This window comes from Paenibacillus contaminans (genome assembly GCF_003285015.1).
In the GTDB taxonomy this organism is placed as follows: domain Bacteria; phylum Bacillota; class Bacilli; order Paenibacillales; family NBRC-103111; genus Paenibacillus_V; species Paenibacillus_V contaminans.
On the sequence record NZ_QMFB01000010.1, the window covers coordinates 21,961 to 45,347 of the forward strand.

A 23,387-nucleotide genomic window follows, 5' to 3' on the forward strand; every position below is an offset into this window, starting at 1 on the left:
CATCGCCCTGCGGGCAACTAAACGATTTGGAATCCTTATGGGGTCCCCGCAAAGTAATCGGAATATGCTTCAAAGCACTTCTTCACTTTGTGGGGGACAGCTGGTTGTTTGAGGGGAGGAAGGCCATTGCTTTTTATATGCTCGGTCAAATCGATATTCGTCCTTTTGCATGATCGCTCATGCGGGTTTTATGCTGCACTTATAGGCCTTGGCGATTCCTTCCATCAGATCGAGCTGCTGGGCGTCGACCGCAAAATATTCCACGCCGTCATCGTCCGTATAACGGGCAATCAAATGCTCGTCGAACTGAAGAAGCGCTTGGGCAGGCTCGGCGTCTTCTCCGAAATGCGGGTCGAAGCGGAACAGCTTCACAATTTTTTCGTACAAGTATAAATGCTCTCCTAGGCTCTCGAAGCCATAATCCGAGAACGGATCATAAAGCTCGGCGTTCTGCGGCAGCAGCACGAGCGGCATTTGCTCGGCCTCCACCTTATAATGGGCAAGCACGCTTTGCGCGGCGTCGCGTTCCGCCTCATCATTTACGATAAGCAGTTCTTTATCGCGGTCGAACAGCTGAACTTTGCTTGCCAGCTCCTTGACGATTTGCGCGTAAAATCCAGGCTGTTTGCCGTCCGGCATATTCATCATTAATCCGATTTTGTTCATGAAAGCCATATGTCTCCTCTCGATTGGGGCTCCAGACGCATCCAATACATTCCATTCTCCTACTACGGTAACAAAATCACAGGCCCGATGCAAACCGTTTCGACAAGATATAGTCCGATTTGCTTGTTGTGTACTCGCAAGATTTGATATAGTAGAGGAAGCGATTGCAAGGCTGATTGAGAAAAGGAGCGCTTGATTTGACAAAAAGAAGAAGCTTACTCGTTCTTTTTACCATATTAGGTTTGTCTATTATTATTTTGTCACAATGTACAGGTTCGATTCAGGAGAAAAATACGATTACCGATGAAGGGACCGTCGCGAAAAACGCGAAAGGGGCTTCCGAGAACGATAAAGGGAAGATAGGCAATACGCTGCGCGCCGTCGTTTCGATGAAGGACGAGGAATTTGCGATGCTGCAGAAGCTAAGCGCACAATATACGGAAGGACATCCCGGCGTCTCCGTCAAGCTGGAAAACGTACCGTCGCGGGATGCGTTCATTCAGCTCAAAAAGCAGAGCCAGCTCGGCGAAGCGCCCGACATTATGCTGCTGGACAACGCGTGGGTGAACGAGCTGGCTGCGCTCGGATTTTTGCTTCCGGTGGATGAGTATTTTACGACGGAGCAGCAGTCACAAATTATTCCCTTGCTGATGAACCAGATGAAGTGGAACGGATACATATGGGGCATTCCGAAGGATGTAGATCCGTATATATTAGCCTGGAACAAAAAAACGGCTGCGGACGCCAAGCTTGGAGATCCCCCTGCGACTGCGGCGGAGCTGATCGCTTGGAACAAGAAGATGCTGAAGCCCGATGAAGGAAGCTACGGGGTGTATACGGATTTGACCGAGCCGAACGATATGATCGCTTTGTTCATCGCGCTCGGGGGAGCATGGCCGGACAGCAAGCAATTGTCGATGAAGCTGAACGAAGCGCAGTCCCTCAAATCGCTGGAATCGTTCTTCTTACCGCAGGAAGAGGCGTGGAACGCGAAGCAGTTCGCCAAAAATTTTCCGCTCCCTTCGACTCCGGAGTGGAACCCTTGGGACTTGCTTTCCAAGGGCAAAATGGCCGCTATCGTAACGACGATATCCGCATTCAAGCAGCAGGCGAGATCGGATCTGGCGATTGCTGCGCTGCCGCAAAACGCCCCGCAGACGAACGACGGCGGAGTATGGCTGAAGGGAAGAAGCTTCAGCATCTCGTCACGCTCGGCCAATCCGCAAGCGGCGATAGAATGGATTAAGGAAATGACGACAGCCGAAGCGGGCAACAAGTTATGGACGGAAGCCAAGGTGCTTCCCGCTCAAATCATCGCTTTTAATTTGGCGCCGATCCGGTCGGACGAGCATTTCAACTCGTACAAGTGGCTCATTTTCGATCAAGGCAAGGTGCANCTCGTACAAGTGGCTCATTTTCGATCAAGGCAAGGTGCATCCGGTCGATATGGAAGCCGGGAAGAAGCAAACTGCGCTGCAGAGCGAAATGGCCAAGCTGTATAAGGGCGAACAAGATGCTAAGGCGTTCGCCGAGCAAGCCGCCAAGCTATGGACGCCATCCAAAAAAACGGACGCTCCCGCAGCATTGCAGTAACCTTCGGTTCGTTCACCGAATTCAATAAAAAAACCTTCGATTCCGCTTGCTGTGGCGGTTTCGAAGGTTTTTTGGAAATCTCAGAAAGTATATCTCCGCGGATTGTTCGATTTCCCGGTAAACGCGCCTGCCCTTAAAGGACGGCGAAGCCGTTTATCCTTGTTTGCTTCCGTTTAAAATTTTAAGGAAATTTTCAATGAGATCGTAAACTTGCCGTCATTCGTCGTGACGTCCGTCACTTGGATTTGCTTCACATATTTGCTTGGTGTAAAGCCGAGATCGAATTCCTGCTCGAGCGCCCGGTTCGACGTCTCGGGAAGCGTAAAACCGTTATACGTCAACTCGCTGACATGGAACTGGAGTTTGTTGACGGGATCGTTCTCTACCGTGTAATGGCCTTTTAATCCGACTTCGATATCTTTCTCTACGCCGTTTACGACGAAGGAACCGTTCTCGAAGCGGAATGTCAGGTTGTTGAACAACTGATTTTTGGAACGGAAAAATTCGGTCAGCTCGGTGTCCGATATTTGAAAGGTCGTTCCTTTTAAATATTTAGCGGCATTGTCGCCGGTAAGCAGCTCTGGCAAGCTTTGCATCGCTTCGGATATGGCTTGCAGGTACGTCCGGAAAAGCGGAACGCCCTTTTCCTGCCATTCCTTCGTAAAATCGGCGAGCTGATCGCGAATCGTTTGCATTTCGGCGGCAGGGACCGCCGCGATCTGCTCGTCAAGCTCCTTCTGGAGCGCAACCGCTTTTTCCCGCTGTGCAAGAAACTCATCCTTGACTTTGCGCAGCTCCGTTTGCGTCGTTTCGAGCTCTCCGCGCAGCGTCTTCAGCTTGGAGTATGCTTCTTGATAAGACGTCAGCGATTTGTGGTCATTGTCCACGATCATGCTCAAATATTCATAAACGGAAATGGCATCGGAAAACGATTTGGCGGAAAACATCAGCATCCAGAGAGAATCGCGTTCCCCCATATAATAAGCGCGAAGCACTTTTCCCGCATGCTCGCGCGTTTGTTCGACCTTCGAGTCCTGCTTGCCGATTTGCTCGCTCGTATCGGATATTTGCGCGGCGATCGTTTCTTCCTGATGCGTCAAACGAGCGATTTCCTGATCGATTTCATAAATCGTCAAGCTTTTTTGCAGCAGCTTGCGCGTTTCTTCGAGCGACGGCTCGGCCAAGCTTTGCGTCCGTATGACGAGCGCATACGTACCGAAAAGCATTAGCGCCAGCGCCACCCGGAGCAGCTTGCCCATCAATTGTTTCCTCCTTTCCCGGTTAAAATAGAAGCTCCCTATATAATCGTATCGCTTGTACTCACAAAAAATGCTTCCCGCATGTCGGATATGCAGGAAGCAAGGACAGGCGGCTGAAATTGCTGCATTACTTCTGAGGAGCCTTGCCTGCGCCGCCCAACAATAAACGCAGCACGTCCTCGAACGGTTTGACCTGGCTCGGTATGTCCTTGACGAATTTGGGCTCCTGGTTGATGCCGTCCGCTTTCTGGAGCAGGTTCAGATGCCTTTTGACGGGCAAGCCGTCTTTGCCGGCCTGGGTGTAGGAAATCTCGATTTGCTGCTCGCGCGCGAAGCCTTGCTCGTCAATTGCGAATGCCAGCTTGCCTGGCGCTTCTACGGATACCGTTAACGCTTCTTCTTTGAGCTTTGCCGTTTGGTCCTTGCTTACGAAACCGCCTGCCGCAAGCTTATCGATCATCTCCGGCAGCTTGGCGCGCATGGCGTCGGTTATTTCTTTTTTGTTTTTGTTCGTTATTTCGATCTGAATCACGGTTCCTTTAGTCCCGTCCGGGAAGGCTGCGGCCTCTTTGCTTTTATCGAACCATTTGGCGTTCAGGTCTTCGATCAAGACGCTGCTGACGCTGGAAGCCGTTTGTGTCGCTTGCTTTAAGCTTTCGGCACTCAGCGCATTATTTTGACCGCTCATAACGCTCAGCTTCGCTAGATCGATCAAAAAGTATTCGTCCTTCTTGTTGATCAACGGAAAATTGACATACAGCTTGTTATCGTTCAATATAAGCGGCAGCTCAAGTCCGGCTGAAGATCCGGCCGGCGTCGATTTAAGACTCGCCTCAAGACGTACGGGATCGGTGGTCGCCGTTCCGCTCCATTCCAGCTTGCTGTTCTGGATCATCCCCAGCAAACTCGAGGCTATCGGATTCGCATCCGCCGCGGCCGGCAGCGTTCCGATATTCAGATCTGCCGTTCCCGAGAACGCATATGCTTTCATTTCCGTTTGTTTGTTCAGAGAGTCGAGCACGGACTTCTTAAGGGCGGCTCCATCGTCGCTGCAGCCGGCTGCAAGAGCTCCGGCGCAAGCAAGAACGGCAGCGAGAACAAGCGGCCTCAGCTTATTGCGGGTCATACGTTTCAAGGCAAATACTCCTTTGCAACAGCACTGTAACAATTCGATTATTCCATTATATCGTTAACGCTCTTTTTTGTCTGTAGGGAAAGTGGTAAATTTGTGGATAGGGAAATTGCTTTCATGAATGGGGGAGCCGTCTTGATAAACAGTGCAAAGCAAACGAATCCGCTCGTTTCGTACATAAAGGACCGGATTGCGGAGAGGCCGGAAGCGGCGGTGACGTTTCGCGAGTATATGGAATGGTGTCTGTATCACGCGTCGTACGGTTATTATACATCGGATAAGCCGAAGGTCGGAAAGTCGGGAGATTTCTATACGAGCTCGGCTGTTGGAGGGATTTTCGGCGGACTTGTCGCCCGCGCGCTGAGTAAACTGATGGGGGACGAATGGAAAGAGGGGCCGGTACGGATTGTCGAGTGGGGAGCCGGGACCGGCCAGTTGGCCCTTCAGCTGCTTGACGAGCTGCAGGCGCGTTTTCCGGGCATTTACGAACGTTTGACGTATGTCGCGGTCGAGCGCAGCCGTTACCACGCCGAACGTTTGTTAAGCTTGCTGGAGCCGCATCGCGGACATGTTCAAACGATGGAGCCGGATCAATGGCTTGCGGAGCAAGTCCAGACAGACGGCCCGGGAATTGCCGTTATTTCCAACGAGCTGCTCGACGCTTTCGCGGTCCATCGCATTCGCAGGAGAAACGGCGAATTGTACGAATTGCATGTAGGGTGGGACGATGAAAAGGACTGCTTTAAGGAAAAGGAGCTTCCGTGCAATAACGAAGATGTGCTTCATTACATAACCGAGGAAAGGATCCGGCTGGCCGAAGGTCAGACGGCCGAAGTCAATCTCGATGCGTCCCGCTGGCTGGAACGGACGGCTGCCGCCGTCGGGAACGGGGTCTTGATCACGATCGATTATGGAGATGCTGCCGAGGAACTGTATTCGCCGCACCGGATGAACGGCACATTCGTTTGCTACCGCAATCACCTGGCGCTCGATGACCCGTATCGATTCGCCGGCGAGCAGGATATGACCGCGCATGTAAATTTTTCGGCGCTTATTCGGTCGGGCAAGCAAGCGGGCCTTGCCGACTGGAAGCTGATGACGCAGAAGCAGTTTCTGCTGGAAGCGGGTATTCTCGAGCTTCTTATGGAGCATGCTTCCACCGATCCGTTCGGACCGGAAGCCAGACGAAACCGGGCCGTCAGGCAGCTGCTGCTGAGCGATCAGATGAGCGAGCTGTTCAAGGTGCTCATTCAGCGGAAAGCGGTCGATTAAGCGGCTGAACGAAGCGAATGATCATAAAGGCATCAAAAAAAGGTGATCCTCCGGCTTGTCCGGCAGATCACCTTTATTTCGTGGGTTAAATGTCCATTTTGAAGAAAGACCAGTAAGTAAAGCCGGTAAACGATAAAATCATGTACCCCCAGAACATCAATATGTAGGTACGTTCGGACAAATTCATGTAGCCGAGCAGAACGAAAACGGCTGCTTGGAAGAAAAATATTAAGGCCATCGGGATCATGCCGCCGGCAATAGCCATCATGCCGATCACAAGCGCCCAGAAGCCAAGTACGCGAAACATGCGTGACACTCGAAATCCCCCTCTCTGTACGACGGTCGCTTTACGCTTCCTCCATTATACATATTGCCTTTCGGAGTGTAAACCGTTAATCGGTGACGAAATGAAAAACTTTATATGCAAGCCGATCGGCCGCATTAATGCTAGTGTAGCCTTTTTCCCTCGAAAACATGTATGAGGGCGCAAAAAAATGGCAATACCATTTAGTATGAAATAGATTCTATGAACTCTATTATGGGCATAAAAATAAGTAACGGCTGCGAATGCGCAAGTGATACGCAAGTGATAAGAGCTGCCGCAACTATTTGCGATTCAATCCATGAAGAGATAACGAGTACTTTGTTGGGAGGTATTGGGATGTCGGCGATTCGACAAGATGCATGGAGTGAGGAAGACGATCTTATATTGGCAGAGGTAACGCTGCGTCATATCCGCGAGGGGAGCACGCAACTGTCCGCTTTCGAGGAGGTAGGCGAAAGAATAGGAAGGACAGCGGCGGCTTGCGGGTTCCGGTGGAACAGCTGCGTCCGCAAGAAATACGAGGCGGCGATTCAAATTGCGAAAGCGCAGAGACAAAAGCGCAATCAGATGAAAAAACATGCCTCCGTCCTTCCGGGGCTTGCGACGGTATCGACCGTCGAGTTGGAGGTAGGCGTGCCTCGCAGCAGCGAAATGGCTGCCGAGGATACGATTTCGATCGATGCGGTCATCCGTTATTTGCGCCATTGGAAAAACGCCTATCAAGATATGACGAGACAAAGCCGCCATATGGAGAAAGAGCTCCAGGATACGCAGGAGGAGCTAGATAGACTGCGTCAGGAGAATGAAAGATTGAGCAAGCAAGTCAATGAGGTGGAGACCGACTACCGTGTCGTCAACGACGATTACAAAGCGTTGATCCAAATTATGGACCGGGCGCGCAAGCTTGCTTTTCTGGTTGAAGAGGACGAAGAAAACAAGGCGAGGTTCAAGATGGACGCCAACGGAAATCTCGAGCGTATCGAATGAGCGAAGCGTAAGAGCGAATCCATAACTACTAAAAGGCCCTGAAAAGGGTCTTTTTCTGTTTTTCTGAAAGGATATTCCGAAGTTTTTGGGCGTATATGGATTCGCAGCGGCATGTTATAGTGGAGCTATGGAAAGGAGGTGGGCGCATGCGGATTGAATGTGTCGGTTCCGGCTCGCTCGGTTTGCTGTTCGCCGCGCGGCTTTCGGATGCAGGGGCGGATGTCGTTCTTATAACCAGCACGGAGGAGCAGGCCGATCGTTTGAATGCGGAGGGCGTGGCATTGCAGGACGGCAGCGGTACGATTTATCGCGCGGTTGCGGCCGAATGCTACAGAGAGGCTGCTGCGGGATCGCCCGATTCGGAAGAACGGGATGCGGACTGGCTGCTGTTAACCGTAAAACAGAAGCATATTACGCCGGAACTTGCCCGCTGGCTGGCTAAACGCATAGGACTTAAGACGAGGCTGATTTGCTTCCAGAACGGGATCGGGCATGCCGAAAGGCTTGCCGCGGAAATACCGCCCGATCGGATTTATGTGGCCGTGACGACGGAAGGCGCCCGCCGGGACGGTCTGAATCATGTTTCCCATACCGGATGGGGCGTCACGCGGATCGGAAAGGCGTTCACCGGTTCGGGGGGAAACGGGAGTAAGAATGGAACATACGTTCCTCTTCCTGAGGACGCACAAGACGACGCGTATTTTGACGAAAACGAAAAAAATATGCGGCAGCTGTTTCTTTCGGCAGGATTCGAGACGTTTTTGTCGAAACACATGGATAGCTTCATCTGGCAAAAATTGCTGATCAATGCGGTAATCAACCCGTTGACCGCGCTGCTTGGGGTGACGAACGGAAAGCTGCCGGAGCTGCCGGAATGCCGGGAGCTGATGGACAAGCTTGTAACGGAGGTCTGCGAGGTCGCTTCGGCTAATGGGATACCGCTGCAAACGGGCGGCATGATAAGCGAAGTGCTCGACGTTTGCGTTCGCACCGCGCTCAATCATTCGTCCATGCTGCAGGATCTTGCTTCGGGACGTATGACGGAAATCGAATGGATCAACGGCAGTTTGCTGCGGGAAGCGGACGAGCATCATATCGCGCTGCCCGTGAATCGGACGTTGTACGCGCTGGTGAAGGCGAAAGAGCGAACGATCGTGAAAGAAAGCTAATCCGAAGGAACTTGTTAATAGGGGAGCCGGTGCGGATGGATGTGATTGTCGTTATATTTCGGCATATTTTGGCGGCGATAGCGATCGTGCCGTTCATCACGTTTTTCGGCGTGTGGTTTATTTGCTTCGGCTACACTCGCGACAAGAAGCGATCGACGCGCATTTCGATGGATGTCACCTCGGTTTTGCTGCTGGGCACTTTGTCCATCATGGTGACGAACGTATTCGGCTCCTCCATTTTATATTGGTTCGTTATTTTGCTTTTTCTGCTCGCAGCCGCCTGGATCGGCAGGGAGCAAAACCGCAAATACGGGCAAGTGCATGTCGTCAAGCTGCTCAAAATATTGTCCAGACTCGGTTTTTTCCTGCTGTCGGCCTTATATTTCTTATTGCTCCTAATCGGGATCGGTCGTTATATGACGATGACATAGGTTTAGATCCAATAAATAGCTTCTGCAGCGAGGGGGGTAATGATGACGATACATAACATGATGGAAGATGTGGTGAAATATTGCCTGAAGGATTGGCTGACTGCCGGCGGGAATGGTCATGAGCTGGATGAAAAAATGCAAGCCGATGTGATGGCGATCGCTTTGAATAACCTTCCGCCTAAATACGTCTCGAGCGCCAAAGGCGAAATGTTCGTGCAAACGCAGCTTCGCTCGCAGGTCGAGACGGACGTTTACCGGGAGTTGTCCCGCGCGATCGAAAAGGTGACCCAAAATAAGCGGGAATCCGTTTTGCAGGAGGAAGCTCCGAAATAAAAGACTCGTCACGAGAGCGCTTTGCGTCGTAAGATGCGAGGCGCTTTTGTGCGTTGCCGGAGCGCATATCCTTAGCCGTTTGTTCCTCGCGCCAGCCTCAATAAGGCGGCGCAGCCATTTATCCTCGCTTCGAGCCGCCAAACTGTCTGATTCGGATGGAGTATGATATGATAGACTCGTTCTTGTTCGCGCGCGGTAGGTCTGACCGATCCGTTAAAGGGAGGATTGGGGCGGTTGCAAATGTTGCCTTGGATCAAACGGGCGTCATTCAAAAGAAAGATTTTCGTGTATATGTTTCTGCTCAGCATCGTACCGCTTCTGGTGCTAGGTACGTTCTCGACGCTGAGCACGGCCAAAATCGTGCAGGAAGAGGTGGACCATAACCACCAAATTATTCTGCGCCAGTTTCAATATCAGATCAACGATTTTCTGAAAAAGCTGGAAAGCGCTTCTCTGCAGCTGGCCAGCAATATCGTTATCGAAAAGTCCGTCGAGATCGGTCCGGTTACATCGGATCTCGGGCAAACGTTCGCAGCGATCGATACGGTACAGAAGCTGAGAACGTATTCGGACATCAATTTGGACATCTCTCTTATTTACAACAAATTCAAAAAGGTGTACTCGACGCGGGACGGCTATATCAATCAAGCGGATTTCAGCTACAATGAGCTCGTAAAGCGCACCGGCTACAAATACAACGCGGCTACGGTCATTTCGCCGAATCAGGATCAAGGCTTGAACGAGCTGTTGATCGTTCGTCCGGTCCCTACATTCAACGTAGAAGCGCCGGACGGCGTATTGGTCATTCACGTCCAGACGGAACGGCTGATCGAGTTGTTCAATCAGGCGCAGCTCGGCGAGGAGCGCAAGCTGCTCGTCATCGACGACAAGGGAACGATCGTTATGAGCCAGGACTCGCGCGAGCTTGGCTCGAAGCTGACGCCGTCTTCGGAGCTGTACCGCTTTTGGCAAAATCCGGAGTCGTTCACGTCGGAGTTCACGCTTGACGGCGTCGGTTACAATCTGTCCGCACAGAAATCCGGCATGAACAATTGGACGTATATCGCCATGACGCCGACGAAGGAGCTGTCCCGCAAATCGGACAATATCAAATACGTCACATGGAGTCTTGTCGGACTGCTTACGCTGCTCTGGGTACTGCTTTCCCTGATCGGCTCGAGCCGGCTGTATAACCCGATTCAACGGCTGCTGCACAAGTTCGCCGGGGACGACAAGCCGGGACAAGGCTATAAGGACGGCTTGGAAGCGCTCGACTCGATTTACCAGCACATGGCCAAAACCAATGAGCGGTTGAGAAGCGAATTGAGCGAACGGATGCCGTTCTGGAAGGAAGCCTTCGTTCAGCAGCTGCTGCGCGGCGAAATGAGCGAAGCCGACATCCGCGGCAAAATGGAGCAGCATGGCATGCCGCTGAGCGGCGCTTATTTCTACGTATGTCTGATCGACGTGGACGAGTACGGACGTTTCAAGCAGCAATATTTAGAAAACGACCGTTCGCTGCTGCTGTACGCGCTTCGTAAAATGATCGAAGAAATTGCCGAGGAGTCGTTCTCTTGCATGACGGCATCGCCGATCCCCGGTCAGGTCGCCGTTATCGTAGGGGTCGACAAGGTCAACGAAACGAGCGATCAGGCGCTGGAGGCGCTTGCCGACGAGTTCCGGTCGAAGGTTAGACAATTTTTCCAATTTACCGTAACCGTTGCGGTAAGCAAAGCGCAGCGCGGCTACGGGGGAATCGGCGAGGCTTGCCAGGAAGCGTCCGATCTGATCGGCTACCGGCTGCTTATGGGGAATGACGTCAACATTTCGCAGCATGCGATCGAGCCGTCCATCCGGCAGTCAAGCTCGTCGCTGCTGCATGGCCAGAAGAAAATCGTCACGGCGCTTGCCAAAGGCGATCTTGCCGAAGCGAGCGCACAGCTGGAGCAAATGATTCAAATCGTTCCCCAATATGTTCACAACTCGGAAACCGTACTCGGACTATTTGCATACTTGCTCGGAGAGCTTGATTACTTGCTTCAGGAATGGGGCCAAGAACCTCGCGAATGGTTTGAGAAGGATCCGTATAAACAGCTGTACGGCATGGAATCGCTTAATGAAGTGAAGGAATGGCTGAAGCAAACCGTATTCCCGCAGGTCGTTCAAGCTTTGCAGGATGCAAATTTGCCGAAGCGCAAAAAGCAGGTTCAGCAGGCGCTTTTTTATATTCACGAGCATTTCGAAACGGACCTGTCGCTGCAGCAGGTGGCGGATACGATTCAGGTTTCGCCTTCGCAACTGAGCCGCATGTTTAAAGAAGAAACAGGCTTCGCTTTCGGCGATTACGTCATCGACTTCCGGATGGAGAAAGCGAAGGAATGGCTGGCGCATACCGAAATGCCGATCAAAGATATCGCCGATCGTCTCCGGTATACGACCGTACAAAATTTCACACGCATTTTTAAACAAGTGACGGACATGCCGCCCGGACAATACCGCAAGCAATTTCGGCACCACGAAGATTGAACGGAAGATCGAATACGGCCCATACTTGCTCTATGAAGGCTTCCCGACTGCAACGGGAGGCCTTTTTTCTTTTGATGCAAAGTATTTATCTTTATATGTCAGGGCGGGCTGAAGTGATAATTGCCTTTAAAATGGGGGATTGATATGGTGATGTCAGCCGGTTGTGCCAGACAGCCTGCGAAGCGAAACAAGAACAAACGGGCAAGGAATTGTGAGGAACCAGAACAGACGATGAAGGGAAGGTCAACGGAAGCGCATAACACAAACAGGCATGGGCTTAAGCGCGGGCATCGACAATTGCATGACGGCCCGAGTGATGCCGAAAGCTACTGATGAATCATTCATCAAACGGAAAGGATGCAACTCAACATCTAAGAAAGGGGCTGCTTCAACTGGACACGACTACCGGGATCCGCAAAGCCGAGCACTTGCAGACGCAGCCGGACAGAGCCCGCAAAGGGATAACCAAAAGGATATGGAAGGATCGCTACTTGCTGCTGATCGGTCTTCCGGGATTGTTATATTTACTCGTTTATAAATATATCCCGATGGCGGGACTCGTGCTTGCCTTCAACGACTATAGCCCGTTTCAAGGCTTATTTAGCAGCCCGTGGGTAGGGTTCAAGCATTTTCAAACGATTTTCGAGAATAAAGAAGTGCTGCGGGTGTTGTGGAATACGTTCAACATTTCATTCCTGCAGATCGCCTTCGCTTTTCCGGCGCCGATCGTCCTTGCGCTTATGCTCAACGAAGTGCGGAATCAGATTTTTAAACGGCTCGTTCAGTCGGTCATTTACTTGCCGCATTTCCTGTCATGGGTCGTCGTAGTGGGCATTTGCGTGGTTTTTCTGAAGGGCGACGGACTCGTCAATCATTTCCTTAAAGATACGTTTGGGCTGAAAGCGATACCATTCCTCACCGATCCGGCGTATTTCAAGCCGCTTTTGATCGCGCAGGTCATATGGAAGGAAGCCGGCTGGGGAACGATCATTTTTTTGGCGGCGCTTGCCGGGGTAAACCCTCAGCTTTACGAGGCGGCCATCGTCGACGGAGCGGGAAGATGGCGGCAAATATGGCATATTACGCTGCCGGCGATTCGCAGCACGATCGTTATTTTGCTTATATTGCGTCTGGGCAATGTAATGGATGTCGGCTTCGAGCAAATTTACTTGATGCTGAATCCGTTTACGAAGGAAGTCGGCGATGTGCTCGATACGTACGTTTATGTGAAAGGCGTGCAGCAATCGGACTATAGCTTCGCGACGGCGGTCGGTCTTTTCAAAGGGCTGGTCGGACTCGTACTCGTAACGGGGGCCAATTATTTGGCGAAGCGCTTCGGCGAGGAGGGCATGTTCTGATGCAGCATAAATCGGCTTCGACTTATGTTTTTAACGGCTTCAATTACTTATTGCTAACGGCAATCGCCGTCGTCATGATGTTTCCTTTCCTTTACGTTTTCACGATCTCGTTCTCGACGTACAAGGAATTTTTGCAGAGCGAATTTATGCTGTTTCCCAAAACGTGGGTGACCACCGCATACGAATACATTCTCAATTCCAAGCCGTTTATCCGGTCGCTGGGCGTTACGATCGAAATTACGGTGATCGGGACGTTAGTCAACCTTCTGTTTACGACAACGCTTGCGTATATGTTGTCCCGCCAAGTGTTTGCCCAGCGGACGATCATGTTTCTCGTGGTGTTTACGATGCTGTTTACAGCCGGGATGATTCCGACCTACTTGGTCGTCAAAGAAACCGGTCTCTTAAACTCTATCTGGGCGCTGATATTGCCGGTTGCGATAAGTCCGTATTATCTCATCGTCATGCGCCAGTTTTTTCTAAGCATCCCTGCGGAAATAACCGAAGCGGCCACGATCGACGGCGCGAACGATTTGAGCGTTTTTTGGAGAATCATTTTGCCTTTGTCCAAACCGTCATTGGCGGCATTCGGGCTGTTTTATGCGGTAGCGCATTGGAACAACTATTTCACCGGGCTGCTGTACTTAAACAACTCGGCGGATTGGCCGATTCAAGTCGTGCTCAGACAAATCGTCGTCGTCAACGAGCCGCAGGCGAGTCTAGAAATGGCGACGGAGTTTGCGCCTCCGGCGGAGACGATTCAAATGGCCGCCATTTTGCTGGCTACGGTTCCGATTCTGATTTTGTATCCGTTCCTGCAAAAGCATTTTGCGAAAGGGGTGATGCTCGGCTCTGTAAAAGGATAACGGCACGAAACGGCTTCATAAACGAAATGGACCACCACATCGAACATTAGACGGAGGGGTTAACACATGAAGATGAAAAAGATAGCATCCACCGCAGCGATCGCCGCCTTGTCGGTCAGCGTAGCCGCGTGCGGATCCGGCTCTACAGAGAAGGCGTCGCCGTCGCCAAGCGCAAGCGGACAGGCGGCAAGCGCCAAGCCGAGCGATGCTCCCAAAAAATTTACCGTAACGACGCTCGATTTCCGTTATGCGGGTTCGGTTCCTCCTTCAAACGGACGCGGGATCGAGCTGATCAATCAAAAGTTCAATGTCGACTACAAGCCGCAAATCGTCGTCGTAACCGATTATTTGCAAAAGCTGAGCGCGACCGTCGCATCGGGCGATTTGCCGGATATCATAACGCTTGAGAATCACCAGGATTCGCAATATTTCAAATGGGCGAAGCAGGGCGCATTCCTTCCGCTGAACGATTATTTGGACAAATACGAGTCGTTCAAGCTGATTCCCGAGAACGTCCGCAAGTCGGTGTCAATCGATGGTAAAATGTACGGCCTTCCTGCATACTTCCCTCTTAACTATCAGCTGACGCCGATGATCCGCCAAGACTGGCTCGACAACCTCGGTTTGAAAATGCCGACGAGCTACGAGGAATTAAAGCAGGTCGCCATCGCCTTTACGACGCAGGATCCCGACAAAAACGGCAAAAACGATACGTACGGCCTCGCGATGTCGCAAAACATCAACCCGCCGTTCTCGATGGGCGCTTACTGGGATTTCCTTGCGTGGTACCACAAGGATACCGAAGGCAACTATGTTCCAGGCATCATTACGGAGCCGCGCAAAGAACTGATTACGTGGATGGCCGACCTTTACAAGCAAGGCGCCGCTACGCCGGACTTCGCGGTTATGAACTGGGGACAGACGAACAAGGAGTTTTACGGCGGCAAAGCCGGCATATTCATCGGCACGCCGCGCGGCATGAACGAGACGTATGCGCAAGGTTTGGCCGATGTCGCGCCGGGAGCGAAGCTGGAACCGATTCCGCCGTTCAAGGCGCCGGACGGTTCGCAAGGCTTTACGGCTCACCAAGGGTTTTCCGGCATAACGCTGCTTAACGCGAAGCTGGCCAAAGAGCCGGAGAAGCTGCAGCGCATACTCGAAATGCTGGATTACAGCAGGAAGTTTTACCCGATCGATCAGCAAAACGCGAACAACAAAGACTTCGATTGGATCACAGGCAACGACGGCCAAGGCTACAAAGTCGAGAACGGCACGGTCAAGAAAGAAAGCGGAGAGAAAGGCTTGAAGCCGCTTGACTATATGCCGCTTGCCGTCCCTTGGGCGCCGAGCGACGACGCAAACTCCTATTCCAAAACGTATAAGGTTCCCGTCCTTGCCGATGTAGCAGCCAAATTCGAAAAGCTGCATGTGGATACTAAGCACTACTTTAATCCGGTTAACGCCGTATTCTCCGAAACGAGATTGTCCAAGGAAGTAGACCTGTGGAAGTACATGTACGAAGAGCAAACGAAAATGATATACGGCCAGCGTCCGATTTCCGACTGGGATAACCTCGTCAAGGAATGGAAGGACAAAGGCGGCGCGCAAATGGTCAAAGAGGTGAACGATGCCTTGAAGGCCGCAAATATTAAAGGCGAATGGAAATAATTGTTCCAGCGATCTAAATATCGATAACGAACTTTCGGCCACGAGCCGAGCGAATGTTTCCGTAACGCAAGTCCTCTTTCTCCGGATTATTCCGGAGAGGGGGGATATGCGGACCGGAGCCGGTTTTGCTTGACAAGACGTGTAAACGATTACATTTGAAAGGGGTGATGCCAGAACGGGCCATGGGCTTTTGGTTTTGCAAGGAGCAGGCAAGAGGTTTTTCGTTGAGGCAACAAAAATCGGCTGGGGAGGTAATTCGGTTGAGCAACATCAAAAAAGCGGTAACCCCTATGTTATCCTCTGTGCTCGCGTTATCCGTCTTGGGGGCATGTTCCAGCAGCAATACCGACACGAAAGGGTCGTCGTCAAGCCCTTCCGCATCGCCGTCGGCATCCGCGTCCGTCAAGCCGTCGGATAAGCCGAAGGAAAAGGTCGAAATCACGTTCTGGCACGTATGGTCGGAGAAGGACGCGGGGCCGATCGAAGCGCAAGTCGCGGCGTTCAACAAGAAGCAGGATCGGATTACGGTCAAGGTACTAGGCAATCAAGACGCTACGAAGCAGCTGACGGCCATATCCGGCGGAAACCCTCCCGACGTCGCGCTGACGTTCTGGAACAATCTCGGCCCGTGGGCGGACGCAGGCGCCGTTCTCGAGCTGGATCCGTATTTCAAAAAAGACAATTTCGATACGGCGGCCGTCATTCCTTCGGCGATGGAACGCATGAAGGTGAACGGCAAGTATTACGGCATTCCGTTCACGATGAGCATGGGCAGCACGCTTATGTACAACAAGAAAGCGTTCCAGGACGCAGGTCTGTCGGGGCCGCCGGAAACGCTGGAGCAGCTTCTCGATTACTCCAAAAAGCTGACGAAAAAAGACGCGGGCGGCAATCTGACGAATATGGGCTTTCTGCCCGATTACCCGTGGATCGACAACGTCTTTTGGCCGCTCATTTTCGGCGGATCGTGGGTGGACGAAGCGACCGGCAAAGTAACGCCGAACAAGAAGGAAAACGTCGATGCGATCGCGTACCAACGTAAATATTACGAGGAATTCGGAGTCGACGCGATCGGCAAGTTCCGCTCGGGACTCGGCCAGCGGGGTACTCCGCAGGATCCTCTGCTGACAGGCCAGCTCGCGATGATGATCGGCTGGGAATACAATTTCGCCGAAGAGCGCAAAAAGGACGGTCCGCTCGGCATCGCACCGTTCCCGTATCCGCAGGACCGCCCGGATTTAAAAGGAGCGGGACTCGTTTCGCCGCGCGCCGTTTTCATTCCGAAGAAGGCGAAAAATCCGGAGGCGGCATGGGAGTTCATGCAGTATTTGATGAGCGCCGACGCGCAGGTCGAATTCGCGACGGCATCCAAAGTCATTCCGACGCTGGCAAAGGTTCTGGACGACGACCGGCTCAGAAAAAACGAGCAGCTGAGCACGCTTTGGGATTTCTACGACCGGGCGAAAAACAAAAACCTTCAAGGCTTCCCGAACAACGTCTACATCAATCAATATTTGCAGTTTTTGTCCGAGGAAACCGAGAAGGCGCTTAAGGGGCAGCAAAGCGCCAAAGACGCGATGGATAAGGTCGCCGAGAAGGTTCAACCGCTCGCCGACAAAGCGAAGAAATAATGAGGATTTAGAGGCAGGGGCAGGCAGGGCGGCGAAAGCCGTCCATCCTGTGCCCGGCCGCTTGTCCGCCGGGAAGGAGGCTGAATACGGTGGCTGACCTGAGCCGAAACATGACGGGCATCAAAAAGCGCGAGCGGAAGGCGATACTCGTCGGCCTTTTGTTTACGAGTCCATTTACGGTCGGCTTTTTGATTTTCAAGCTGTACCCGACCGTCATGTCGTTTTTTTACAGCTTGACGGCGTACAATCTGTTTTCCGCTCCGGAATGGGTGGGACTGGAAAACTATACCGAGCTGTTCAAGGACGAAAAATTTTACATGTCGCTGTACAACACGATTTATCTCGTCGTCGTCGGTCTGCTTCCGCATGTCGCCTTCGCCCTTGCCCTTGCGCTGCTGCTTAATATGAACGTGCGCGGCCAATCGGTGTACAGGACGATTTACTTTCTGCCGACGCTCGTCCCGTCCGTGTCCATCTCGCTTTTGTGGATGTGGCTGCTCAACGCGCAGTACGGACTGGTCAACGACTTGCTCGGCTATTTCGGACTGATCCAGCCGAACTGGCTGATCGATCCGAATTGGACGAAGCCCGCCATTATTTTGATGGGGTTCTGGGGAACGGGGACGAATATGGTCATGTATTTGGCCGCTCTACAGGATGTGCCGCAGACGTATTACGAAGCGGCTGAAATCGACGGTGCCGGCAAGTGGAGCAAGTTTTGGAACATTACGCTGCCTGCGATTTCGCCGGTTACGCTTTTTATTTTGATTATCGGCCTCATCAGCACGTTTCAATTTTTTACGGAGGCGATCGTGTTCGCGGAAGCGTCGCAGTCCGTCGGCGGCCCGGGTAATTCGCTGTTGTTTTACGCCATTTATTTGTACCAGACGGCGTTTTCGTTCCTCAATATGGGTTATGCGTCGGCGATGGCGTGGATGCTGTTCATTTTTGTGCTGGCTTTAACCTTGCTCGTATTCAAAACGTCCGCGCGCTGGGTGTACTACGGGGGTGAAAAATAATGAAGGGTGCTTCCGTGCCGTCCGTTCAGCCGCAGCGCGAAGCCAAAAAAAGCCGGAGCATGGGTGTCGTTTTCCGCAAATCGGTGCTGCCTCATCTGCTGCTCGGCATCGTCGGCATCTTGTTTTTGCTGCCGTTTTATTGGCTGATGCTGACGTCCGTCAAAACGGCCGACGACATTTTCGCGATTCCGACCGTTTGGTTTCCGACGAAATTCGAGTGGTCCAACTATGCGGGCGCCGTGCAAACGATCCCGTTTCTGAGGTACACGATGAATACGGTGTTTCTGTGCATCCTTGCGGTGATCGGCCAACTATTCTCGGCTCCGCTTGTCGCTTACGGCCTTTCCCGGCTGCGGTTTAAGGGCCGCAACTTCATTTTTCTGGTCATGATGGCCACGATGATTTTGCCGGCGCAGGCGACGATGGTTCCGGTCTACGTCATGTTTAACAAGTTCAACATGGTCGATTCGTATTGGCCGATCATTTTGCCGAATTTGTTCGGCATCCCGTTTTACATTTTCCTGCTGCGGCAGTTTTTCATGAGCATCCCGTACGAAATATCGGAATCCGCCAAAATCGACGGCGCATCCGAGTTTCGCATGTACTGGCAGATCATTATTCCGCTTGCGAGGCCGGCTCTTTATTCCGTCGCGCTGTTCGCCTTCCTTAACGAATGGCGGGATTTTCTCGGCCCCCTGCTTTATCTGAACGATCCGAAAATGTGGACGCTTTCGATCGGCCTGCGCGCCTTTATCGGCGAATACAAAGTGTCGTGGGGACCTCTCATGGCGGCATCCGCTTTGTTCACGGTCCCGATCATCGTGCTTTATTTCTTCGTGCAGCGCCGGTTCATTCAAGGCATTACGCTGACCGGCTTCAAATGATCCGGATGATCAATCTGATGTGAAGAGGAGCTTGATGCATGAGGTATAAAGCTTTTTTGTCCAAATGGCTGATCGCGGCCGTCCTGCTTACGATTATTGCCCCGGCGCTGGCAGGGAGAACGGCGTCGGCGGATGCGGAATCATCCGCGGTTACGGCCTCCGTCTATGAAAATGTTTACTACGACAACCTCGCTTCCGGCAAAACGCCTTCCGTCTCGCTCATTTCGGGGGATGCGGCGCAAACGGCCAAGGAAGCGGCGATGGCCGGCAGGCTGACCGACGGGGTTCTGGGCGACGGCGACTGGAACGGGCACCGTACGCTGTACGTCGACTTTTACCGGAATATCGGCCGTCATGTGATCGTCGACCTCGGCGAGGTGTCCACGGTGAAGGAGCTGAACTTCCGGGCGATGCAGGATACAAGCGCCGGCATTTATTTCCCGCAAAGCGTCGGGTTTTCCCTGTCGAACGACGGAGGAAAGACCTGGACGTATTTGGGCTCCGTTCCGGCGGACCAGGTCGATAAGGTTGACGCGAAAGCGGGCGTATTCCGGTTCGGCGGTCTGAACTACCAGGCGAACAAGGTTCGGATCAGCTTCCCCGTTGACGTTTGGATATTTGCCGACGAGCTGCAAATCATGGGCAAAAAAGGGATTGTCGACGGCGCGGCGATTCCGGCGGGAAGCGATTTCGACCCGTACGAGGAAATCAACGCTTATCCGGCGCCCGGCTCCGCTCAGACGAGAGGCGCGGTAAACGATTATCTCGTTTACGCCGGCTGGCATACGAACGGAACGATCCGTCACGACAAAACGAAAGACATGCTGCTTCCGGCCGTCGCTTATATCGACCCGTCCAAGCAGATCAAAGACATGATGTTCGATTCGTTTACGTTCCTTCCGTATGCGACGGCCTCAAGCGGACGCTCGTACTTTTACAAAAACGGCGCGACCGCGAATCAAGTGTCGAATAAGCAGGACTGGCAGGAGTACATCGATTTCCTGTTTAACGACCAAAACCAGCTTGCCGCATTGAACGCGGCGGTAGGCGAAGCCAAATCGGCTTTAAGCCGGCCGGACTATCAAGGAAAAGTCAAAATCGCGATTCCGAATCCCGTCGGAGCGCAAAACGCCTTCGGCACAATCGACGGTGTAGACTTGAACTTCAACCAGGCCGAAGTCGGCAATGAGCAGGCGCTCACAAACCGGGTCAAAGCAGTGAAATGGTACGTCGATCAAATTTTGCAGCGCTGGGATCCGGCCAAGTACCCGAATTTGCGGCTGGACGGCTTTTATTGGCTTGACGAAGCGATTCATTATTATGTCGACAATCTCGAAGAAAGCCTCGTCATGCAAGCGATCGACTATATTCATCAGCAGAACAAAATCATTCACTGGATTCCGTTTTATCAGGCGTCCGGCTTCGAAAAATGGAAATATTACGGCTTCGATTACGCCGTCATGCAGCCGAACTATGCGTTCCAGGATGCGGCTCCGGTGACGAGGCCGACGGATACGGCCTTACTCGCCAAACGGTACGGACTCGGGGTCGAGATGGAGCTGCGCAACATTACGAACGAGGCGGATCGGCAAAAGTATTACCAGTACGTCTACCAAGGGACGACCGCCGGCTATATGAAAGAGTCCGTCCGGGGATGGTATTTGGGCAATTTGACGCTGCAGGACGCCTACAACAGCACCGATCCGGCCCAGCGCGACATCTACGAGATGACTTATAAATCGGTCAAGGGTTCGTTCCCGAAAGCGCCGGAACAGCTCGCCTCCAACTTAGCTTACGGCAAAACGCCGGTTCTCAGCCTGATTTCGGGCGATCAGCCGCAGACGGACAAAGAAAAGGCGATGATCGGCCGGCTGACCGACAATGTGTTCGGCAACGGCGATTGGAGCAAAAACCGGGACAAATATATCGACTTTTACCGGAATATCGGCAGAAGTATCATCGTCGACCTTGGTCAAACGTCGACCGTCAACGAAGTGAGCCTGCGGGTGATGCAAGACGCGGCGGCGGGCATCGGCATGCCGTCGAACGTGAGCTTCTCGCTCTCTGGCGACGGAGGGCAGACATGGCAATATATCGGCTCCGTAGCTTCGGCGAACACGGAGACGATCGACGCCAAGCATAAGGCATTCAAACTGAGCGGCCTGAATTACATTGCGAACCGCGTGAAAATCGGATTCGACGTCTCGGTTTGGGCGTTCGTCGACGAGCTTGAAGTAATCGGGCGGCATGGGATCGCTGACGGGGCGACAGAAGCCCCGGATCTCGGCTTCGAGGATCCTTATAAGGAAACGAACGCATTCCCGGCTCCGGGCTCGGATGAGGTTTGGGGCACGCGCAACGATTACTTGATCTATGCCGGCTGGCACACGAACGGGACGGTTAAAGAATCCAAAACGGCGGATAAGCTGCTCCCGGCGGCCGCTTACTTGAATCGGGACGGCGAGATCAAGGATATGCTGTTCGATTCGTTCACGTTTCTGCCGTATGCAACGGCGTCCAGCGGCAGGTCTTACGTAGCCTCGACGACGGCAGCGGCTTCGGCGAACAAAACGGATTGGCAGGGATACATCGACTTCCTGTTCGAAGATGCGAACCAGATCGCTGCTTTGAACGAAGCCGTCGGCCAAGCGAAATCCGCATTGAACAGGCCGACGTACAAGGCTAAGGTGAAGCTAGCCATCCCGAAGCCGCTTGTCGCGCAGACGAATTTCGGGACGGTAAACGGCAGTGCGCTCAGCTTTAACGCATCCGGCATCGGGGAGCAGCAGGCGCTTGCTAACCGGGTGGCTGCGGTGAAATGGTATGTCGACGAGCTTCTGCAAAGATGGAATCCGGAGCGTTACCCGCATTTGAGCTTCGACGGCTTTTATTGGCTGAGCGAATCGGTCGAGGTGCTGCCGAGCAATGCCGAGGAAAGCTTGCTGCAGCAGGTGAACGCCTACATTCATCAGAACGGCAAAATGAACTACTGGATTCCGTTCTACCAAGCGAACGGCTTCTACAAGTGGAAGGCGCTCGGCTTCGACTATGCGATCATGCAGCCGAACTACGCGTTTTACGAAAGCCCCGATACGAGACCTACCGAGGCGGCAAATCTCGCCAAACGGTTCGGGCTCGGGGTTGAGATTGAAATTCACTGGAACGGGCTGACGGTGGAGGCGGACCGGCAAAAGTTTCTCCGCTATTTGGACCAAGGCGTGACCGCAGGGTATATGAACGGTGCGGTGCGAGCTTGGTACATGGGGACCGATACGCTTCAGCAGGCGCAAGCGAGCGCGGTGGAAACGCAGCGGGAAGTGTACGACAAGACGTACGCCTCGATCAAAGGCGCGTATCCGGCATTCCCCGATCATACGGCTCCCGTGACGACGGATGATGCCGCGCCGGGCTGGCACCGTACGGATCAAATCGTTCGCCTGCAAGCGACTGACGATCTGTCCGGCGTCGCGAAGACGTTTATCGGCGTCGACGGCGAACCCGTAACGGAAGGGGCGCAAGCGACGATCAGCCAAGAAGGTACGCATACGGTAGCCTATTACAGCGTGGACCGGGCCGGCAATGCCGAAGCGGTCAAACGCGCCGACGTCCGGATCGACCGGACCGCTCCTTCCTTTGTTTTGAAAGCGAACGGGATTACGCTTGAAGACGGGGCGGCTTTACTCGACGGTATGCCGATTTCGCTGGACTTGCAGGCGTCCGATTCGCTTTCGGGTGTAGCGGAGCAAGCCCTATCGGCAGACGGCAAGCCGGTTGCCGCCGGGACGAAGATCGACTGGGCCGGCAAGCTCGGCACGCATACGATCGGTATTGCGGTGACGGACCGGGCGGGCAATCGGACCGAGGCGGCGATCCGCGTTATCGTGAAAACAAGCATCACTTCCATGAAACAATTGCTTAACAGGTACGAAGCTTCGAATGAACTGAGCGATTCGCTGAAGAAAAAGCTGGAGAAAAATCTCGAGCATGCCGAAAAAGATTTGGCGAAAGGCAAAATGAATAACGCCGTGAAAGAAATGAAAGATTTCTTGAAGTCGCTGCATAAGCCGTCCAAAAAAGACTACGACGATGCGATGCAAGAGAAGGAAAAAGGGCGCAAGCCGAAAAAAGATTACGTCTCGGATGCCGCGAGGGTTGCATTGGACGCCGATGCCAAGGCGCTCCTTGAGGCTTGGTCGGGAAGCTAGATGAACAAAAAATGGGCCGCTCGGATGAGCGGCTCGCCGAATTAGAGAAACGGAAGCCGGCCC

18 protein-coding genes are annotated in these 23,387 nt (G+C 52.9%); 14 read left to right on the plus strand and 4 right to left on the minus strand.

Annotated elements, in window-relative coordinates:
- Positions 1–177: 177 nt before the first annotated feature.
- Positions 178–666, minus strand: a complete 489-nt coding sequence (locus DQG23_RS17655; RefSeq protein ID WP_146762330.1) for a hypothetical protein — start codon at positions 664–666, stop codon at positions 178–180.
- 410 nt (positions 667–1,076) lie between these two features.
- Between DQG23_RS17655 and DQG23_RS17660 the strand changes: the two genes are divergently transcribed.
- The gene (locus tag DQG23_RS17660) at positions 1,077–2,168 is read left to right on the plus strand and encodes a sugar ABC transporter substrate-binding protein (RefSeq protein WP_475111643.1); all 1,092 of its coding nucleotides are present in this window, start codon (positions 1,077–1,079) and stop codon (positions 2,166–2,168) included.
- Between the two features lie 264 nt (positions 2,169–2,432).
- On the opposite strand, the gene DQG23_RS17665 is transcribed toward DQG23_RS17660, so the two are convergent.
- Positions 2,433–3,518 (minus strand): coiled-coil domain-containing protein, encoded by a 1,086-nt coding sequence (locus DQG23_RS17665; RefSeq protein WP_113032203.1) that lies wholly within the window; start codon positions 3,516–3,518, stop codon positions 2,433–2,435.
- A 127-nt stretch (positions 3,519–3,645) separates the two neighbouring features.
- Positions 3,646–4,653: a hypothetical protein gene (locus DQG23_RS17670; protein WP_113032204.1), complete on the minus strand. Its 1,008-nt coding sequence runs from the start codon at positions 4,651–4,653 to the stop codon at positions 3,646–3,648.
- Positions 4,654–4,785: 132 nt separating this feature from the next.
- Here DQG23_RS17670 and DQG23_RS17675 point away from each other — a divergent pair, with 132 nt between their 5' ends.
- Entirely contained in the window at positions 4,786–5,922 is a 1,137-nt protein-coding gene (locus DQG23_RS17675; RefSeq protein WP_238177925.1) for a class I SAM-dependent methyltransferase, read from the plus strand.
- Positions 5,923–6,007: 85 nt separating this feature from the next.
- On the opposite strand, the gene DQG23_RS17680 is transcribed toward DQG23_RS17675, so the two are convergent.
- Positions 6,008–6,238, minus strand: a complete 231-nt coding sequence (locus DQG23_RS17680; RefSeq protein ID WP_113032206.1) for a DUF2626 domain-containing protein — start codon at positions 6,236–6,238, stop codon at positions 6,008–6,010.
- A 345-nt stretch (positions 6,239–6,583) separates the two neighbouring features.
- Here DQG23_RS17680 and DQG23_RS17685 point away from each other — a divergent pair, with 345 nt between their 5' ends.
- The 12 genes from DQG23_RS17685 (at position 6,584) to DQG23_RS17745 (ending at position 23,324) form a co-directional block, all read left to right on the plus strand.
- Complete coding sequence (locus tag DQG23_RS17685; RefSeq protein ID WP_113032207.1) at positions 6,584–7,234, plus strand: RsfA family transcriptional regulator; 651 nt, start codon at positions 6,584–6,586, stop codon at positions 7,232–7,234.
- Between the two features lie 146 nt (positions 7,235–7,380).
- Positions 7,381–8,403, plus strand: coding sequence for a ketopantoate reductase family protein (locus tag DQG23_RS17690; RefSeq protein WP_158560575.1), 1,023 nt, complete (start codon positions 7,381–7,383; stop codon positions 8,401–8,403).
- A gap of 35 nt (positions 8,404–8,438) precedes the next feature.
- The gene (locus DQG23_RS17695) at positions 8,439–8,834 is read left to right on the plus strand and encodes a DUF3397 domain-containing protein (RefSeq protein WP_158560576.1); all 396 of its coding nucleotides are present in this window, start codon (positions 8,439–8,441) and stop codon (positions 8,832–8,834) included.
- 42 nt (positions 8,835–8,876) lie between these two features.
- On the plus strand, positions 8,877–9,167 hold the full coding sequence (locus DQG23_RS17700) for a late competence development ComFB family protein (protein WP_158560577.1): 291 nt from the start codon (positions 8,877–8,879) through the stop codon (positions 9,165–9,167).
- Between the two features lie 240 nt (positions 9,168–9,407).
- Entirely contained in the window at positions 9,408–11,693 is a 2,286-nt protein-coding gene (locus tag DQG23_RS17705) for a helix-turn-helix domain-containing protein (protein ID WP_238177937.1), read from the plus strand.
- Between the two features lie 332 nt (positions 11,694–12,025).
- Positions 12,026–13,051 carry an ABC transporter permease gene (locus DQG23_RS17715; RefSeq protein WP_113032213.1) on the plus strand — a complete coding sequence of 342 codons (1,026 nt, stop codon included), beginning with the start codon at positions 12,026–12,028 and terminating at the stop codon, positions 13,049–13,051.
- Positions 13,051–13,917 carry a carbohydrate ABC transporter permease gene (locus tag DQG23_RS17720; RefSeq protein WP_113032214.1) on the plus strand — a complete coding sequence of 289 codons (867 nt, stop codon included), beginning with the start codon at positions 13,051–13,053 and terminating at the stop codon, positions 13,915–13,917. The genes DQG23_RS17715 and DQG23_RS17720 overlap by 1 nt, the downstream gene beginning before the upstream one ends.
- A gap of 66 nt (positions 13,918–13,983) precedes the next feature.
- Positions 13,984–15,585: an extracellular solute-binding protein gene (locus DQG23_RS17725; RefSeq protein ID WP_113032215.1), complete on the plus strand. Its 1,602-nt coding sequence runs from the start codon at positions 13,984–13,986 to the stop codon at positions 15,583–15,585.
- Positions 15,586–15,845: 260 nt separating this feature from the next.
- Positions 15,846–17,216 carry an ABC transporter substrate-binding protein gene (locus DQG23_RS17730; protein WP_238177926.1) on the plus strand — a complete coding sequence of 457 codons (1,371 nt, stop codon included), beginning with the start codon at positions 15,846–15,848 and terminating at the stop codon, positions 17,214–17,216.
- Positions 17,217–17,326: 110 nt separating this feature from the next.
- Complete coding sequence (locus DQG23_RS17735) at positions 17,327–18,235, plus strand: carbohydrate ABC transporter permease (RefSeq protein ID WP_113032434.1); 909 nt, start codon at positions 17,327–17,329, stop codon at positions 18,233–18,235.
- Between the two features lie 59 nt (positions 18,236–18,294).
- Entirely contained in the window at positions 18,295–19,119 is an 825-nt protein-coding gene (locus DQG23_RS17740) for a carbohydrate ABC transporter permease (protein ID WP_113032435.1), read from the plus strand.
- A gap of 38 nt (positions 19,120–19,157) precedes the next feature.
- The gene (locus tag DQG23_RS17745; RefSeq protein ID WP_113032216.1) at positions 19,158–23,324 is read left to right on the plus strand and encodes a DUF4855 domain-containing protein; all 4,167 of its coding nucleotides are present in this window, start codon (positions 19,158–19,160) and stop codon (positions 23,322–23,324) included.
- The last annotated feature ends 63 nt before the right edge of the window (positions 23,325–23,387 follow it).

What these genes read in the sequence shown, in the direction of transcription:
- DQG23_RS17655 (WP_146762330.1), bottom strand. Translation starts at nt 666, where the DNA reads ATGAACAAAATCGGATTAATGATGAATATGCCGGACGGCAAACAGCCT.
- DQG23_RS17665 (WP_113032203.1), bottom strand. Translation starts at nt 3,518, where the DNA reads ATGGGCAAGCTGCTCCGGGTGGCGCTGGCGCTAATGCTTTTCGGTACG.
- DQG23_RS17685 (WP_113032207.1), top strand. Translation starts at nt 6,584, where the DNA reads ATGTCGGCGATTCGACAAGATGCATGGAGTGAGGAAGACGATCTTATA.
- DQG23_RS17690 (WP_158560575.1), top strand. Translation starts at nt 7,381, where the DNA reads ATGCGGATTGAATGTGTCGGTTCCGGCTCGCTCGGTTTGCTGTTCGCC.
- DQG23_RS17695 (WP_158560576.1), top strand. Translation starts at nt 8,439, where the DNA reads ATGGATGTGATTGTCGTTATATTTCGGCATATTTTGGCGGCGATAGCG.
- DQG23_RS17700 (WP_158560577.1), top strand. Translation starts at nt 8,877, where the DNA reads ATGACGATACATAACATGATGGAAGATGTGGTGAAATATTGCCTGAAG.
- DQG23_RS17705 (WP_238177937.1), top strand. Translation starts at nt 9,408, where the DNA reads ATGTTGCCTTGGATCAAACGGGCGTCATTCAAAAGAAAGATTTTCGTG.
- DQG23_RS17715 (WP_113032213.1), top strand. Translation starts at nt 12,026, where the DNA reads ATGAATCATTCATCAAACGGAAAGGATGCAACTCAACATCTAAGAAAG.
- DQG23_RS17720 (WP_113032214.1), top strand. Translation starts at nt 13,051, where the DNA reads ATGCAGCATAAATCGGCTTCGACTTATGTTTTTAACGGCTTCAATTAC.
- DQG23_RS17725 (WP_113032215.1), top strand. Translation starts at nt 13,984, where the DNA reads ATGAAGATGAAAAAGATAGCATCCACCGCAGCGATCGCCGCCTTGTCG.
- DQG23_RS17735 (WP_113032434.1), top strand. Translation starts at nt 17,327, where the DNA reads ATGACGGGCATCAAAAAGCGCGAGCGGAAGGCGATACTCGTCGGCCTT.
- DQG23_RS17740 (WP_113032435.1), top strand. Translation starts at nt 18,295, where the DNA reads ATGGGTGTCGTTTTCCGCAAATCGGTGCTGCCTCATCTGCTGCTCGGC.
- DQG23_RS17745 (WP_113032216.1), top strand. Translation starts at nt 19,158, where the DNA reads ATGAGGTATAAAGCTTTTTTGTCCAAATGGCTGATCGCGGCCGTCCTG.